At 68.8% G+C, this 15,072-nt stretch carries 15 protein-coding genes and 2 tRNA genes; 11 read left to right on the top strand and 6 right to left on the bottom strand.

Going from position 1 to position 15,072, the window contains the following annotated elements; genetic code table 11:
- Positions 1-209: 209 nt before the first annotated feature.
- The gene (locus VFF46_RS39510) at positions 210-401 is read right to left on the bottom strand and encodes a hypothetical protein (RefSeq protein WP_325042406.1); all 192 of its coding nucleotides are present in this window, start codon (positions 399-401) and stop codon (positions 210-212) included.
- Between the two features lie 77 nt (positions 402-478).
- Between VFF46_RS39510 and VFF46_RS39505 the strand changes: the two genes are divergently transcribed.
- Positions 479-1,546, top strand: coding sequence for a hypothetical protein (locus tag VFF46_RS39505; RefSeq protein WP_325042405.1), 1,068 nt, complete (start codon positions 479-481; stop codon positions 1,544-1,546).
- A 6-nt stretch (positions 1,547-1,552) separates the two neighbouring features.
- Here the strand turns inward: VFF46_RS39505 and VFF46_RS39500 are convergent, their stop codons facing one another.
- Positions 1,553-1,954, bottom strand: a complete 402-nt coding sequence (locus VFF46_RS39500; RefSeq protein ID WP_325042404.1) for a VOC family protein — start codon at positions 1,952-1,954, stop codon at positions 1,553-1,555.
- Positions 1,955-2,010: 56 nt separating this feature from the next.
- The gene (locus tag VFF46_RS39495) at positions 2,011-2,613 is read right to left on the bottom strand and encodes a TetR-like C-terminal domain-containing protein (protein WP_325042403.1); all 603 of its coding nucleotides are present in this window, start codon (positions 2,611-2,613) and stop codon (positions 2,011-2,013) included.
- Between the two features lie 70 nt (positions 2,614-2,683).
- Between VFF46_RS39495 and VFF46_RS39490 the strand changes: the two genes are divergently transcribed.
- Positions 2,684-4,009 carry an alpha/beta hydrolase gene (locus tag VFF46_RS39490; RefSeq protein WP_325042402.1) on the top strand — a complete coding sequence of 442 codons (1,326 nt, stop codon included), beginning with the start codon at positions 2,684-2,686 and terminating at the stop codon, positions 4,007-4,009.
- A gap of 125 nt (positions 4,010-4,134) precedes the next feature.
- Here VFF46_RS39490 and VFF46_RS39485 read toward each other — a convergent pair.
- Positions 4,135-4,207 (bottom strand) — tRNA-Arg (locus VFF46_RS39485).
- A 157-nt stretch (positions 4,208-4,364) separates the two neighbouring features.
- Here VFF46_RS39485 and VFF46_RS39480 point away from each other — a divergent pair.
- From VFF46_RS39480 to VFF46_RS39470, 3 genes are all read left to right on the top strand, one after another.
- Positions 4,365-4,955, top strand: coding sequence for a hypothetical protein (locus VFF46_RS39480; protein WP_325042401.1), 591 nt, complete (start codon positions 4,365-4,367; stop codon positions 4,953-4,955).
- A complete protein-coding gene (locus VFF46_RS39475; protein ID WP_325042400.1) occupies positions 4,952-6,169 on the top strand; it encodes a hypothetical protein in 1,218 nt (405 codons plus the stop codon). Before VFF46_RS39480 ends, VFF46_RS39475 begins: the two co-directional genes overlap by 4 nt.
- A gap of 326 nt (positions 6,170-6,495) precedes the next feature.
- Positions 6,496-8,394, top strand: coding sequence for a phosphoenolpyruvate carboxykinase (GTP) (locus tag VFF46_RS39470; RefSeq protein ID WP_325042399.1), 1,899 nt, complete (start codon positions 6,496-6,498; stop codon positions 8,392-8,394).
- 59 nt (positions 8,395-8,453) lie between these two features.
- Here VFF46_RS39470 and VFF46_RS39465 read toward each other — a convergent pair whose 3' ends face one another.
- On the bottom strand, positions 8,454-9,104 hold the full coding sequence (locus VFF46_RS39465; protein ID WP_325042398.1) for a phosphoribosyltransferase: 651 nt from the start codon (positions 9,102-9,104) through the stop codon (positions 8,454-8,456).
- 29 nt (positions 9,105-9,133) lie between these two features.
- Between VFF46_RS39465 and VFF46_RS39460 the strand changes: the two genes are divergently transcribed.
- A complete protein-coding gene (locus VFF46_RS39460; RefSeq protein WP_325042397.1) occupies positions 9,134-9,547 on the top strand; it encodes a PPOX class F420-dependent oxidoreductase in 414 nt (137 codons plus the stop codon).
- Between the two features lie 11 nt (positions 9,548-9,558).
- Positions 9,559-10,422 (top strand): LLM class flavin-dependent oxidoreductase, encoded by an 864-nt coding sequence (locus VFF46_RS39455; RefSeq protein ID WP_325042396.1) that lies wholly within the window; start codon positions 9,559-9,561, stop codon positions 10,420-10,422.
- A 137-nt stretch (positions 10,423-10,559) separates the two neighbouring features.
- Here the strand turns inward: VFF46_RS39455 and VFF46_RS39450 are convergent.
- Positions 10,560-10,649: transfer RNA gene (locus tag VFF46_RS39450), tRNA-Ser, on the bottom strand.
- A gap of 301 nt (positions 10,650-10,950) precedes the next feature.
- Between VFF46_RS39450 and VFF46_RS39445 the strand changes: the two genes are divergently transcribed.
- The 4 genes from VFF46_RS39445 (at position 10,951) to VFF46_RS39430 (ending at position 15,043) form a co-directional block, all read left to right on the top strand.
- A complete protein-coding gene (locus VFF46_RS39445; RefSeq protein ID WP_325042395.1) occupies positions 10,951-12,525 on the top strand; it encodes an LCP family protein in 1,575 nt (524 codons plus the stop codon).
- A 76-nt stretch (positions 12,526-12,601) separates the two neighbouring features.
- Complete coding sequence (locus VFF46_RS39440; RefSeq protein WP_325042394.1) at positions 12,602-13,573, top strand: hypothetical protein; 972 nt, start codon at positions 12,602-12,604, stop codon at positions 13,571-13,573.
- Positions 13,574-13,620: 47 nt separating this feature from the next.
- Entirely contained in the window at positions 13,621-14,079 is a 459-nt protein-coding gene (locus VFF46_RS39435) for a hypothetical protein (protein ID WP_325042393.1), read from the top strand.
- A gap of 4 nt (positions 14,080-14,083) precedes the next feature.
- Positions 14,084-15,043 carry an acetylxylan esterase gene (locus VFF46_RS39430; protein WP_325042392.1) on the top strand — a complete coding sequence of 320 codons (960 nt, stop codon included), beginning with the start codon at positions 14,084-14,086 and terminating at the stop codon, positions 15,041-15,043.
- The last annotated feature ends 29 nt before the right edge of the window (positions 15,044-15,072 follow it).

Below are 15,072 nucleotides of genomic sequence, written 5' to 3'. Positions count from 1 at the left end.
GGAGCCCTGGATCCCCGAGCATCCGTTCCTGGAACCGGACGAGATCATCGCCCAGACTCCCGACTACCTCGCGCAGCTCAACATCTTCGTCCCGGCCCGCGACCTGGTGACCGCATGAGCGACCCCCGCAACGAATTCACCTGCTGGCCACGAAGCTGGTCGCCCAACGACGCAAGGACGCCACGGACATCGTCCTTCTCGCCAAGCGTCTACAGCTGGAGAACGCGTCGGCGGCTGAACTCGGGCAGCTGATCCGTCGCCACTACACAGACCCGGACGCCCTCGAAATCATCCTCGACGGGAGCGACCCCGACCGCGAGCTGCACCTGTTGACAGTCCGAGCCGAACGTCTGCTGGCGAATCACCGGTCCACTGCGCGTCCCGAAGTACCGATCGATCAAGCTCCAGCCGTACGGCGGGATCGGCCGACGCCCCGCGAACGTAGCTGATCCGAACTCGCGCGCAATAGGGTCGCGGGATGTTGCGGGGTGTGCCGGGGGCGCGGCCGTTGGGGCCGGATGCTGGTGGGCAGTGGGTACGGCGTTGGCGGTCGGTGGGGTGGGAGCGGGAGGTGGACGCGTGGGTCGGGCGCCGGCTGGCTGAGGGCGGGCGGCGGGTTGTGGGTGAGGCGGTGACCTATCGGGCGCGGTTCTGGTCGGTTGTGCGGTGTTATCCGACGGGCGAGGGGCTCGTGTGGTTCAAGGAGAACAATCCGGGGCATCGGTTCGAGGCCGGGCTGGTGGCGGCGATGGCGGAGGTCGCGCCGGAGTACGTCGCCGTACCGATCGCCGTGGACCGTGAACGGGGCTGGCTGCTCACCGATGACCAGGGCACGACGCTCACGCACGAGGACGTCGCGGATCAGGCGACCCGACGTACCGTGGTCCGCGCTCTCGCCCGGTTGCAGTGCGCGCTCCTCGGGCGCCTCCACGCGCATCCCGGGGTGGTCGAACTCGCGCCCACCACCGCCGGCGACCGGGTACGCGCGGTCGCCCGGGAATGGGCGGCGCTACCGGCGGCACATCCCCTGCGGATCGAGCGGGACCTATTCGAGCGGGTCGAGGATGCGGCCGATGCGTTGGATCGGAGTACCGCATCGATCAGCGACCTCGTACCAATGGACGTGGAGCTGAACGACGTCTACCCCGCGAACATCTTCGCCGACCGCTCGACCGGCGTACTCCGTCCGCGCTTCTTCGACTTCGGCAACACCCTCTGGGCCCACCCGTTCGTCACCCTGCACGGCTTCCTCGACTCGGTCACCGAATGGACCCGCGCCCCGCTCTCCCCCGAACACCACACCGAACTGGTCACCACCTACCTGACCATCTGGCGCAATCACCTCGCCGCGGACCCCGCTGTACTCCGCCAAGACCTCAAAGCAACGAAGCCCCTCCTCAACCCCCACCGCCTCATCTCCTGGCTACGCCTAATCCCCCACGCCGACCCCACCGAACTCCAAACCCGATCCAAAATCCCCCTCAGCTACCTGACTGCAATCGCCGAGATCTCAGACCCCCATCGGGGGCGCCGTACCACTCGATGACCCGGGTCAGGTCCAGAGGCAGAAAGGATGGCCCGCGGGGTCCAGCATTACCCTTAATTTGTGCGGGTCTCGGTCTGATGGCTGTTGAGGGGCCTCGCGGGCGCCGAATGACGCTGCACGGGTGACCGCGGCTTGGACATCGTTCACGCGGATCTCGAAGTGCATCATCTTCGTCTGCGCGGGGACCTCCTCCGGCCATACGGGACGCACGTACCAGTCGTTGGCCTGGATGTTGAGCCACATTCCGCTTCGGGGGTCTTGCAGGGCGGCCCACCGTGGCTCGTGCTCGGCGACCTCCGCCCCGAGCAGGTCGCGATAGAAGGCGACCTCAGCGTCGTACTCGGCGGGCGCACAATCGATGCACACCGCGTTCCATCGGAACCCCACCGCTTCGCCGGAATCTTGCATCGTTCGTCGACTCCTTCTTTGGCCTGCCTGGCAGGGGATCGGTTCGAGGGCCGGGGCTAGCTGTGCGCAGCTGGGTCGGTCTCTGAGGGCGTCCAGCCGCGGAGGGTTGCCGGGATGGCTGATCGGAACGTGGCGTCGGTGGTCGCGGTGTCGAGGGCTCCTGCCAGCTCGAGGGTCACGAGTCCGTGCAGGGTTACCCAGAGCGAGAGCGCGATGGCTGTCGCGTCGCCGGTGAGCATGGAAGCCGTCAGGGCACGGTCGATGGCGTGGAGCAGGGGGCGAACGGGGTCGTTGGTCCCGATCGTCCCTGACGGGTCGAATGTCTGTACTCCGCCGAACAACGCCATGTAGAGGTTCGCGTGTTCGCGCCCCCAACGCCGGTACGCGACAGCGAGGGCATAGAGATCGGCGACCGGGTCCTCGGAGGTCGGCACCGCCGCCAGCTCGCGGAACAGGCCCGCGACCGCTCTGTTGCGCACCTCGGCGATCAGCGCTTCCTTGCTGCCGAACAGCGAGTAGACGGCCGCGGTAGCGGAGCCGGCGCCACCGGCCAGGGCGCGGACGGTGATCGACTCGAGTGGACGGGTCGCGAACAACTCGGTGGCCGACTCGAGCAGCCGCTCGCGCACGGTCTCGTCGTTCGTCCTCGGTCGACCCATGCCGAGCAGTCTAGCCGCGTGCTAACGTTGTTTCAAAACTTAGTTTGGAAACTCGAGCAGGGGGTTCGCCGTGCTGAAATCCGTCATTCGCTCCACTGGCCGTCTCGGACTGGCCATCGCCGTCGTCGTGGGACTGGTCGTCCTGTTCCTGGCGCTCGTCGTGCTGACCGACGGCGCCGGCTCCGGGCTCGCGGCGTGGCTCACGACCCTCGGCGCGGGGGCTGCGTGGGCGTTATGGCGAGCTCGCCGCCGTACCGGACCACGCAAACTCGTGCCGTTCGTGCCCGTGGTCGCCGCGGCGGCGCTGACCGTGTCGGTCTGCATCCCGAGTGTTCCGACCGACCGGCGCTACCCGGTGGCGCTGCCGTTCGTGGCGACACAGAACTGGAGCCTCGCCACGGGGAGCCGAGTCGCCGTCTATCACTACCCGCCCTCCCCGGGCAGCGCGCGCCGCGCAACGCCTCTCGTGTACCTCCACGGTGGACCAGTCCGAGGTATCTCGGTGCTCGAGCATCGTTTTCTGCAACTGCTCTCACGGCACGGGTACGACGTGTACGCCTACGAGCAACCTGGCGGCGGCCGGAGCGGCCTGCTACCGATGGACCAGTACAGCATCACCAGGTCGGTCCGCGACCTCGCGGCGTTCGTCGACCATCTGGACAAGGGCCGCGTCGACATCCTCGGGTTCTCCGCGGGGGCGGTGATTCTCACCAGAGCTTTGGCCGAACCGGGCATCGCCGCCCGCGTACACAAAGCAATCATCGCCGAGCCCGGCCCGATCGACGGCCCAACAGCCGCGATCGCCGGACAGAAAGGACGGCCGAACGCGGGCCGGCTCGCACCGGCCATGACCGGACCACACGCCACCCATGTCCCCAGGTACGGCGTCGCGTTCGGCCTCATGCAACTCGGACTGCTCTCACCCGACACCGGCTTGGTCGGGCAGGCCGAGGGCGCCAACGCCTTCACCGCCGCCGACCTGGGCACCGACACCGCCTCGGCCTACTGCGCGAAGGACGCCTCGCGTATTCCCGTCGAGGACACGGCCGGGAACTTCTCCTTCAGCCCCGGCCCCAGCCTGCGAATCCAGCAAACGATCAAGGATTCACCGTCGATCGCCGCACAACTGAGGCAATCCACCGTCCCTGCGATGCTGATGATCGCCGAATGCTCATCGCAGACTCGCCAATGGGCCACCACGATCCTGGCCGACGACCCCGCGATCGAACGAACCCAATACATGCCCGGCGTCGGTCACCACATGTGGAACGGCCTCGACGACAACAACGAACGCGCCTACGCCACCGTCAACGCCTTCCTCCAGGGCCAACCGGCACCCCAACCCAACTACCCGACCCCAACCGACATCCCCACATTCCTCAACGACCAACGATGATCGGCAACGGCCTGCTCACACACCGGAAGCCCGAGAGACCAAGCACTGCGGCAGGCACCCACTCCCCACCGACTCAAGACACAAGAAAGCCCAGGTCAGCGGGCTGATCCTGGGCTTTCGGTTTGCGCGCTCGGAGGGATTCGAACCCCCAACCTTCTGATCCGTAGTCAGATGCTCTATCCGTTGAGCTACGAGCGCTGGACAACGTCGAGTAACGATACATGGAGGGGGTGGATGTTTGCCAATCGGGCTCGGAGGCCGGCCGGCGGAGGGGGAACGGGAGTTGGGTGACGTTCGTCTAACGCGGGGTGTTCGACGGGTTAGGGAGGACCTCGGCGTGGCTAAGGTCGCGGGCATGGCTAGTCGGCTGGTGCGGGGTACGGCGATCGGGTGTGGTGTGGCCGCGCTCGTCGGGGGTGGGGTCGGGTTCGCGGTCGGGGAGCCGGTGACGCAGGCGGACATCGCGCCGCCGCGGACGCTCGGGAAGGACCTCTGCGCGAAGATCGGCGACGTACGGAGCCTGTTGCCCAAGGCATCGGCCGGGGCGGTGACGATGACCCAGGGCGGTACGTCGGTGATCACCTGTCAGGCGGGTACGTCGCGGGCGAAGGTGCGGGCGTACACGTCGGCGAGCGTGAGGGTGACGATCACGCCGTACGGCGGCCAGGATGCCGGCGCGGGGAATCAGCCGTTCACGCCGGAGCAGGTGGCGAAGCGGACGTTCACCCGTTCGCCGTTGAAGTCGTACGACAAGGACCGCCCGTACTCGACGAAGGTCGGCCGGACCGAGAGCGGTCTGGCGGGCGAGTCGTGGAACGTGCACGCGCTCGTCCAGCACGCGGACATCGTCGTACTGGTGGAGTACACGGCCAACCCGATCGACGGGGACACCGCGCAGCAGGCGGCGCTGGCGCTCGCGGATCGCGCCATCTGGGAGAGCAAGTGAACAACAGCACGCCGGAGATCCCCGGCTACCAGTTCGACCAGCGGATCCTGCAGCACCCGTTGGCGGAGCTGTGGCACGGGCGGACGTTCACCGGGATGGAGATCGTCGCGCTCGTGCTGAGCGAGGCCGGCGCCCGGAACCAGACCGTCGTCGACCGGCTGGCGAGCGCGAGCCGGGACGCCGCGCTGGTACCCGGGCAGCAGGAGGCTCCGCTCTGGGCGGCGAGCTTCAACGCCGACCGTCCGTACGCGATCACCCAGCTGATCCCCGGCCAGACCGGCGCCGAGCGGCTGATCGACCCGCTGGACGGGATCGCCGGGAACGACGAGGAGTCGCTGCGCGCGGTCCGCGAACAGCTCAGCCGGTACGGCGGGACCGCGCCGGTCCTCCCACAGCAAGCACAACCACAACAGAGCATCCCGTCGTACGTCGACCGCCCGGCGCCGGAGCAGCCACCGACGGAGCAGCCACCGGCGGAGCCGTCCCGGATCGAGATCGCCCGCCAGTACCGGCGCAAGATCGGGCCCTGGGCGTACGCCGTGGTCGCCGTCGTGGTGCTGATCGTGTTCACGATCGCGTACTCGGTCGGTACGGCGATCGGCAGCGCCGTGAAGGACAAGCCGGCCGCCGCGCCCGAGGCGGCCGCGGTCAGCCCGGAGCCGTATCCGTCGCGGGTGCTGATCCCGCCGATCAACCGGCCGACGACCGCGGCGTACAAGCGCCCGGACGGCTCGGCCGGCGTGTTCGGCGCGACGTACCCGGCCGGTGCCGACGTACAGGTGGTGGCGAACGCCGAGCTGCCGTTCGCGTTCGGCTGGCCGCGGCCGCCGCAGGTGGACTTCCTGGGCGAGTCGTCGCAGCTGGTCCTGCGGCGGGTGGTGACCGCGTCGGCGTACGACCCGGCCGGCATGCGGAACTCGATGCGCGTGCAGTTCGCGCTGCACCCGTGCGCGACGCTTGCGAAGTGCCTGACCGATCGGCCGGCGTTCGACGAGCAGTGGACGAAGATCTACCGGACGACCGCGCCGGCGACCGCGAAGGACGCGCGGACCTGGCTGACCGTGTCGACCGCGACGCCGTACACGATCACGATGACGCGTGCGTTCCAGAGCGCCGGTCAGTGGTGGCTGGTCGGGGTGATGGCGTACGGCCAGACCGTCGAGGCACCCGACGTACAGCGGCTGGTCAACGACATCTGGCGACAGACCAGCTGACGTACCACAAAATCTCCTGGAACGGCCCGCGCGAAGAGCGCGGGCCGTTCTCATTTTCACAAGCGGCACCGGAAAGCGATTGTCGCGAAAACCTTGTGACCGGGTTCACGTTCTAGGGGTTCTCAGACCCGCACCGCGTCGCGTACCGTTAGTACCACTTGCACACTGGTATGTATCCACTGGATCGACTGGTATGCGACAGATCACACCGCCAGCCAGCTGCACCGAACCGCCGGAGACCCCGGCGGCCGACGCCGTACCCGCCTTTCAGCGTCGAGAGGCCGGAACGACGCCGGACCCGGCAGCCGAGAGGGAATGAGCCGCGAATGACGACGATCGCCAATCCGACCCGTACCAAAGCCGACCACCGCCCCGACGCCACCGCCACCCTCCCGGCGACCGACCGGCAGAACGACCGGCAGTACGACCTGACCGCCGCCCCGACGCGGCACGCCGGCCTGCTGGCCTGGGTGGCCGAGGTCGCCGCCCTCACCCAGCCGGACCGGATCCACTGGGTCGACGGGTCGGACGCGGAGTACGCGAAGCTCACCGACGAACTGATCGCGGCCGGCACCATGGTCCGGCTGAACGACGAGAAGAAGCCGAACTCGTTCTGGGTCCGCACCGATCCGAGCGACGTCGCGCGGGTCGAGCAGCGCACGTTCATCTGCTCGGTCGACGAGAAGGACGCGGGTCCGACCAACAACTGGGTCGACCCGGCCGAGATGAAGGCGACGCTGACCGGGCTGTACCGCGGCGCGATGCGCGGCCGGACGATGTACGTCGTCCCGTTCTGCATGGGCCCGCTGACCGCGGAGAAGCCGATGTTCGGCGTCGAGATCACCGACTCGGCGTACGTCGTCGCGTCGATGCGGATCATGTGCCGCACCGGTGCCGAGGTGCTGCAGAAGATGGGCGACGACGCGAAGTACGTCCCGTGTCTGCACTCCGTCGGCGCGCCGCTCACGCCGGGGCAGCAGGACGTGCCGTGGCCGTGCAACGACGAGAAGTACATCGTGCAGTTCCCGGAGGAGCGGGCGATCTGGTCGTACGGCTCCGGGTACGGCGGCAACTCGCTGCTCGGCAAGAAGTGCTACTCGCTGCGGATCGCGAGCGCGATGGCCCGCGACGAGGGCTGGCTCGCCGAGCACATGCTGATCCTGAAGCTGATCTCGCCGGAGAAGAAGGTGCACTACGTCGCGGCCGCGTTCCCGAGCGCCTGCGGCAAGACCAACCTGGCGATGCTCGACCCGACGCTGGAAGGCTGGGAGGTCGAGACGCTCGGCGACGACATCGCCTGGATGCGGTTCGGCAAGGACGGCCGGCTGTACGCCGTGAACCCGGAGTTCGGGCTCTTCGGCGTCGCCCCCGGCACCGGCTGGAAGACCAACCCGAACGCGATGCGCACGATCGAGAAGGGCAACTCGGTCTTCACGAACGTGGCGCTCACCGACGACGGCGACGTCTGGTGGGAGGGCTACTCGCCGACCCCGCCGGACCACCTGACCGACTGGAAGGGCCGCGAGTGGACGCCGGACAGCGGCGAGCTGTCCAGCCACCCGAACAGCCGGTTCTGTACGCCGATCACGCAGTGCCCGATCCTCGCCGACGAGTACGACGACCCGAACGGCGTGCCGATCTCCGCGATCATCTTCGGCGGCCGCCGGGCGACGACCGTCCCGCTGGTGACCGAGTCGCGGGACTGGGCGCACGGGGTGTTCATGGGCGCGACGCTGTCCTCGGAGACGACCGCGGCGGCGGTCGGCCAGGTGGGCGTCGTACGGCGGGACCCGATGGCGATGCTGCCGTTCCTCGGGTACGACGCGGGGCAGTACTTCGACCACTGGCTGACCGTCGGCAAGCAGCACGACGCGGCGCAGCTGCCGAAGATCTTCTACGTGAACTGGTTCCGCAAGGACGAGGCGGGCAAGTTCGTCTGGCCGGGCTTCGGGGAGAACAGCCGGGTGCTGAAGTGGGTCATCGAGCGGATCGAGGGCCAGGCGGACGCGGTCGAGACGCCGATCGGCCGGGTGCCGACGGCGGACGGACTGGACGTCACCGGGCTCGACCTGACCCCGCAGGACCTGGAGATCGCGCTGACCGTCGACGCCGACGAGTGGAAGGCCGAGCTCCCGTTGATCGAGGAGTGGTTCGCGAAGCTCGGTGACACCGTCCCGGCCTCGCTGAAGGTCGAGCTGGACAATCTCAAGGCCCGTCTGGGCTGACCAGCACCGGCCGTCGAGTCGGAAGCCGACGGCCGGACGACGCAGTGCGGCGCCCCGAATTACCTCTCAGGGCGTCGTGCTGTGCTTTCTGCGAGCACCTGCCGTACCTCGTCGTCGGTGACTTCGGAGAAGTCGTGGTACGCCTGTCCGACCGCGCTGAAGTAGTGCGGGAACCATGCGCACACCACCTGGTCCGCTGACAGGTTCCGGCAACTGGCCGGACTTCCTACCGGTACGGCGACGATCACCCGCGCCGGGCGTTGCCGTCGTACCGCCTGCACCGCTGCGCGCATCGTCGTACCGGTCGCGAGGCCGTCGTCGACCAGGACTACCACGCGACCTCGTACGTCGATCGGCGGGCGATCTCCGCGGTACTCCCGCTCGCGGCGGCGCAGTTCGCGCTCCTCGGACCGGCGTACCGCTTCCATCGCCTCCGGATCGACGCTCGAGGCGATCGGCTCGTTGCGGACCACGTGCAGGTCCTCGCCGACACCGGCGATCGCGCCCATCGCCAACTCCGGCTGGGCCGGCAGGCCGAGCTTGCGCACGATCAGTACGTCGAGTTCCGCGTCCAGGGCGTCCGCGACCGGGGCCGCGACGGGTACACCGCCGCGCGCCAGCCCGAGTACCAGGACGGATCCGGCAACCGCTCCGAGCTCGTCGGCGAGCACACGCCCGGCGGCCGCCCGATCCGGGTACGGCCTCCTCATGGCCCCCATGATCCACGTACGTTGACCGCATGCGAATCCCTGACAGCGCGCGAGCCGTGCTCGAATCGAACGCCCTCGGCCACCTGGTGACGATCAACCCGGACGGCAGTCCGCAGGTGTCGGTGATCTGGGTCGGGGTGGACGGCGACGAGATCATCGCCGCGCACATCCCGAACAACCGCAAGGTGAAGAACATCCGCCGCGACGGCCGGGTCGCGCTGACCCTGGAGACCGACGTCGTCAACGAGATGGGCCTGGCGGAGTACCTCGTGATCACGGGCACCGCGCGGATCACCGAGGGGGGAGCTGTCGAGGTACTGCGGGAGCTCGCCAAAACCTACATCGGGCCGGACGCGGAGTTCTTCCCCGGCGCCGAGCCGCCGCCCGGGTACATCACGCACATCACCGTCGAGAAGATCGGTGGTGTGGGGCCGTGGGCCTGAAGGTCGGAGTGATGCTTCCGCTCGGTGCCGGCGACGGGCCGGACGGCGGGATGGCGCGGTGGCGGGACGTCCGCGCGGTCGCCGAGGCAGCCGAACAGGGCGGGCTGGACTCGGTCTGGATCGCGGACCATTTCCTGTACCGCGACGGCGCCGGACAGGTGTTCGGGATGCACGACAGTTGGACGCTGCTGAGCGCGGTCGCGGCCGTCACCGAACGGGTCGAGCTCGGCAACATGGTGCTCTGCGCGTCGTTCCGCGATCCCGGGCTGACGGCGAAGATGGCCGCCACCCTCGACGAGGTGTCCGGCGGCCGGCTCACCCTCGGCGTCGGCGCCGGCTGGCACGACCCGGAGTACGAGGCCTTCGGGCTGCCCACCGACCACCGGGTCGGGCGGTTCGCCGAATGGCTGGAGATCGTCGCCCGCCTGCTCCGCGGCGAGACGGTCACGTACGACGGCACGTACTACGTGGTCCGCGACGCCAACCTCGACCCGGCACCCCCGCACCGCATCCCGCTCCTGGTAGCCGGCCACCGCCCCCGCATGCTGAAGCTGACCACTCAATGGGCCGACGCGTGGAACACCGCCTGGTACGGCGCCCCGTCCGACCAGCTGAAGGACCGCCTGCAAACCCTGCACAAGGCCCTCACCGACGCCAACCGCGAAACCATCACCCGCACCGCCGGCGTCGTCGTCCGCGACCCGTCCCAACCCGCCGCCGACCCCAACCCCAACGCGATCCCGGTACAAGACCTCCCCGAAGCACTCACGGCATACCAGAACCTGGGCATCGACCACGCGATCATCTCCCCCGAACCGATGACCGCACGCACCGTGGAACGAATCGCCGAAGCCGCCCGATCCCGCGATGCCTAGCCGCAGGTTCTGGCGCCGGAACCACCCAAGGGGGTCCGGGGGGCGAAGCCCCTCCGGGCGGGGTCTGGGGGTCGCACCCCCAGAAAGCACCCCGACGCGACCCGGCCCGCGCGTTCCGCGGGCACAGGTCACGAGAGCGGAGGCGGCGAGATTTGAACTCGCGAGAGGGGATTACCCTCAACCCGCTTAGCAGGCGGGCGCCATCGACCGGACTAGGCGACGCCTCCTCCGACGGTCCCACGGCGGGGACGCGACGACGACCAAGACTATCGGCTCCACCCGCCAGTTGCCAAAATGGGGTCCGGGCGGCTCTCGGCCGCGCGGCGGCGAGGACGGCAGGGTCCGCCACGCTGAGTGGCAACTCAGGGAGCTTGGGTGTGTCGGCCGGTGCATGTGTACGCTGGCGGGCATCGACGGGGGTCGACAGCATCACGCGAACCAAACCGGTGCCGTGGGCGTCTGAAGTACCGTGGGTCGCTCCGGCGGCCGACGGATGGATCGTGCCGTCGTCGATCAGGGAACGGAGCTATGTCGCGGAGTACTCGCGCAGCCGGCCGGAGGGCGGCACCTCGTGCCGGCCGATCCCGGGCTCGCTCTCATCGTGCCCGGACGGCATCCAAGGCGATCGGGCTGACGCTCGTCAGTGCCCTGGTCCCGGGGTCCGGCCTGCTGATGGGCGGCCGGAAGAAGCTCGGCGCGTTCGTGCTCACGATCAGCATCGGCCTGCTGCTGGTCGGTGCGTACGTCGGTCTCACGCACCGCGACTCGGTGCTGGCGCTCGCGGTGTCGCCGCGGCAGCTGCTGATCGCGACCGGCGCCGTCGTCATACTCGGGGTCTGCTGGATCTGGGTCGTGGTGGCGTCGCACAAGCTGATCCGCCCGGTGACCATGACGTACACCGGCCGGCTCGCGGGCTCGATGTTCGTCGGCCTGCTGTGTTTCGCGATCGCCGTACCGACGACCGTGGCGGCGCAGACCGTGATGGCGCAGCGCGACCTGATCGGCAGCGTGTTCCAGTCCGAGGGCAACTCCAAGAGCGCGACCCGGCCCAACGTGACCAACACGAAGGACCCGTGGGAGAAGGTCCCCCGGTTGAACCTGCTGCTCCTCGGCGCCGACGACGGCGCCGGCCGGACCGGCGTCCGGACCGACACGGTGATCGTGGCCAGCATCGACACCAAGACCGGTAACACCTCGCTGATCTCGCTCAGCCGGAACTGGATGCGGATGCCGTTCCCGGCGAACTCGCCGCTGCACAAGGTGTACCCGGACGGTTACTGGGACCCGAGCAAGGGCAACGTCGAACAGCCGGAGTACTACCTCGACTCGATGTACGACAACGTCCCGAAGGCACACCCGGGGATCCTCGGCCAGACCGACAACGAGGGCGCGGATGTCGTGAAGCTGGCCGCGAGCGCCGCGCTCGGCCTGGACATCAGCTACTACATGCAGGTCAACCTGGCCGGCTTCCGGCAGATCATCGACGCGCTCGGCGGGATCAACGTCAACGTCAACTACCGGGTCCCGATCGGCGGCGACTACGGCACCGGCCCGGGCACGAACGGACATCACCTGCCGTCCGGCTACATCGAGCCCGGCCCGAACAAGCATCTCGACGGCTACCACGCGCTGTGGTTCGCCCGCGGCCGGTACGGGCTGAGCGACCCGTCGCGCCAGGAGCGGCAGCGCTGCACGATCCACGCCCTGGTGAACAGCGCGAGCCCGCAGGCGCTGGTCACCAGCTACCAGGAGATCGCGAAGGCCGGTAAGCAGCTGCTGCGCACCGACATCCCGCAGGAGATCCTGCCGGCATTCATCTCGCTGGCGCTGAAGGTGAAGAGCGCCAAGGTCACCAACATCGACCTGAACAAGGACAAGAACTTCCCGACCGGCAAGAACCCGGACTACGCGGCGATGCAGCAGATCATCCAGAAGTCACTGAACCCGGTCGCGGGCACGCCGACCGCGAAGCCGACCCGGAAGCCGACCACCGGCACCACGAAGAAGCCGACGCCGCCCAAGACCACGGCCACCCCGGGTACGGCGCAGAATCTCAGCGACGCCTGCGCGTACAACCCGAACGAGACCGGTACCGGCAACTGAGACGAACCGCCGCCGTGAACCCCTCCAGGGGAAGTATTAGACCAGAATAAAAAAGTGGTCACACCTGGGGGTGACAGTGAGGCGTTCGTTGGTTGTCGTGCTCGGGATCGCGGTCCTCGCGAGTGCGGGTTGCAGCGGTAAGCCGGACAGCGGAGCCGCGTCTTCACCCGGGTCCACCACGACCAGCAGCAGCGCGCCGCCGCCCACCTCGGCCGCCCCCTCGCCGAAGCCGGCGCCGACCGCGGTCGCGCTCTCGGTGCCGATGTACCAGCGCGCGCTGACGAACGTCGAGCGGGTCCTGAAGCCTTCCGTCGCGCGGGTGATGAACGCGCAGTCGGTGGCCGCGTTCGACGCGAGCCGCAAGCAGCTCGCGGCCGCGGTCGTGATCGAGCGCAACGAGCTCGCGAAGATCACGCCGCCGAGCGGCCTGGTGACCGCGCATCCCGCCGTACTCGATGCCTTCGACGCGTACGCCGGGGACGTGGCCACGCAGCTGAGCAAGGCCGGGGACACGAGGACGAGCTGCGGGCTGCCGAAGGCGGCCGACGTACGGCTGTACGAGGCCAAGACCGGGATCCGGACCGCGTTCGCGGGGCTGGCGCAGAGTGTGCAGCTGTCGATCGGCAAGGGCGTGAAGTTCGGCGCGCTGTCGGTACCGGCGAAGCCCGCCGCTCCGGCCGTGATCGGCGGTCGCGGCGAGAACGGCGACGTGTTCCAGCGGTCGGGTTCACGTGGCCCCGGAAGGCTCACGATCACGAACTCGGGCAGCGACGTGGTGGTCGTCGTCACCACCGGCAGCCCACGGAGCCCGGAGGCCTCGATCTACGTCCGGGCCAACAAGAGCGCGACCCTGAACGGGCTCCGGAAGCAGGACTACTGGGTCTACTTCAAATCCGGGACGAACTGGGACGCGAAGAACCACCGGTTCACCGAGAGCTGTGTGTACCAGAAGTTCGACGACATCTTCAGCGGCTCGTTCGGGTGGACGGTCACGCTGACCAAGTCCCCGCTCGGCAACGCGCCGTCGTCCGAGACCGACGCGTTCTGATCCGGCTGCCGGTAGCAGCCTCTGAGGACGGATGAGATCCTGTGGCGATGCGGACGACGTACCGGATGCGGGCGGGACGATTCCTCGGGATCCCGGCCGCCGGGTTGATCATTCTCGGGGTGGCCGCCGTGCTCTGGGCGTTCGGCCTGCCGTCCGTCGCGGTGTCGGTGTTCGTCACGCTCGGCGGGCTGATCGCGCTCGCCGGGCTGTGGATCCTGGCCCGGCCGCCGAAGGTCGCCCAGCTGCGCGACCGCGAGATCGACGTCCGCGGTGTCAAGACGGCCTGGACCGACGTGACCGAGGTCGGCCGGGTCGAGACCACGCACGGTGAGGCGATCGTGCTGCGCACCAAGCACGCCGATCAGCCGATCCTGCTGCCGGTGTCCTGGCTGCCGCCGAAGCAGGTCGGCACGCTGGAGACGGTGCTGCGCGACAAGCTGAACGCCGCGCACGGGTACACCATCTGGGACGGCACTGCCCCGGAGGACGCCGGCAGCGCAGAATGATCCGGTGCTTTCCTTCGACCTGTCGTACGACGAACTGCTGACCTACCAGGGCACGAACCCGCGGCCCGCGGACTTCGACGCGTTCTGGGACAAGGCGCTGCTGTCCCTGGACGAGGTGCCGGCGGAGGCCGAGTTCGTCGACGCCGACGACTTCCCGCTGACGACCGCGGTGGCGCAGCACCTGTACTTCAACGGCACCGGCGGGTACCGGGTGCACGCGAAGGTGGTGCGCCCGGCCGAGCCGACCGGTCCCGCCGTACTGCTGTTCCACGGGTACGGCGGTGAGCAGCCGAAGTGGGTCGACCTGCTGCCGTACGCCGCCCGCGGGTTCACGGTCGCGGCGCTCGACGTCCGCGAACAGGTCGGGTTCCGTACGCCGTCCCAGTCGCCGAACAGCTTCTCGTTGCACAACCACCTGGTGCACGGCCTGGACGACGGGCCGGACGGGCTGCTGTACAAGCACGTCTTCCTGGACACGCGGCGGCTGGCCGACCTGATCGGCGGGCTGCCGGACGTCGACGCGGCCCGGATCGCGACGACCGGCTGGAGCCAGGGCGGCGGGCTGTCGCTGGTCGCGGCCGCGCTGACGCCGACGATCAAGTACACCGCGAGCGTGTACCCGTTCCTGTGCGACTACCAGCGGACGTGGGACCTCAACCTCGACAAGCCGCCGTACGACGAGATCGTCACCTGGTTCCGCAAGCGCGACCCGCGGCATCTCCGGCAGGAGGAGGTGTTCACGACCCTCGGCTACATCGACCTGCAGAACCTGGCGCCGCGGATCCGGGCGGAGGTGACGTTGTTCGTCGGGCTCGAGGACCAGACCTGCCCGCCGTCGACGCAGTTCGCCGCGTACAACAAGATCCGGTCCGCGAAGGAGGTCCGGACGTACCCGGACTTCGGTCACGACGACCTGCCGGGCGCGCACGACGACATCTACCAGCTCATCGGCGCGAAGCTCTAGAGCAGGAACCAGTAGTTCTCGGTCGCTCC

It is taken from the genome of Kribbella sp. (assembly GCF_035655035.1).
Classification (GTDB): Bacteria; Actinomycetota; Actinomycetes; order Propionibacteriales; family Kribbellaceae; genus Kribbella.
This window is presented reverse-complemented; position numbering and strand designations above follow the sequence as displayed.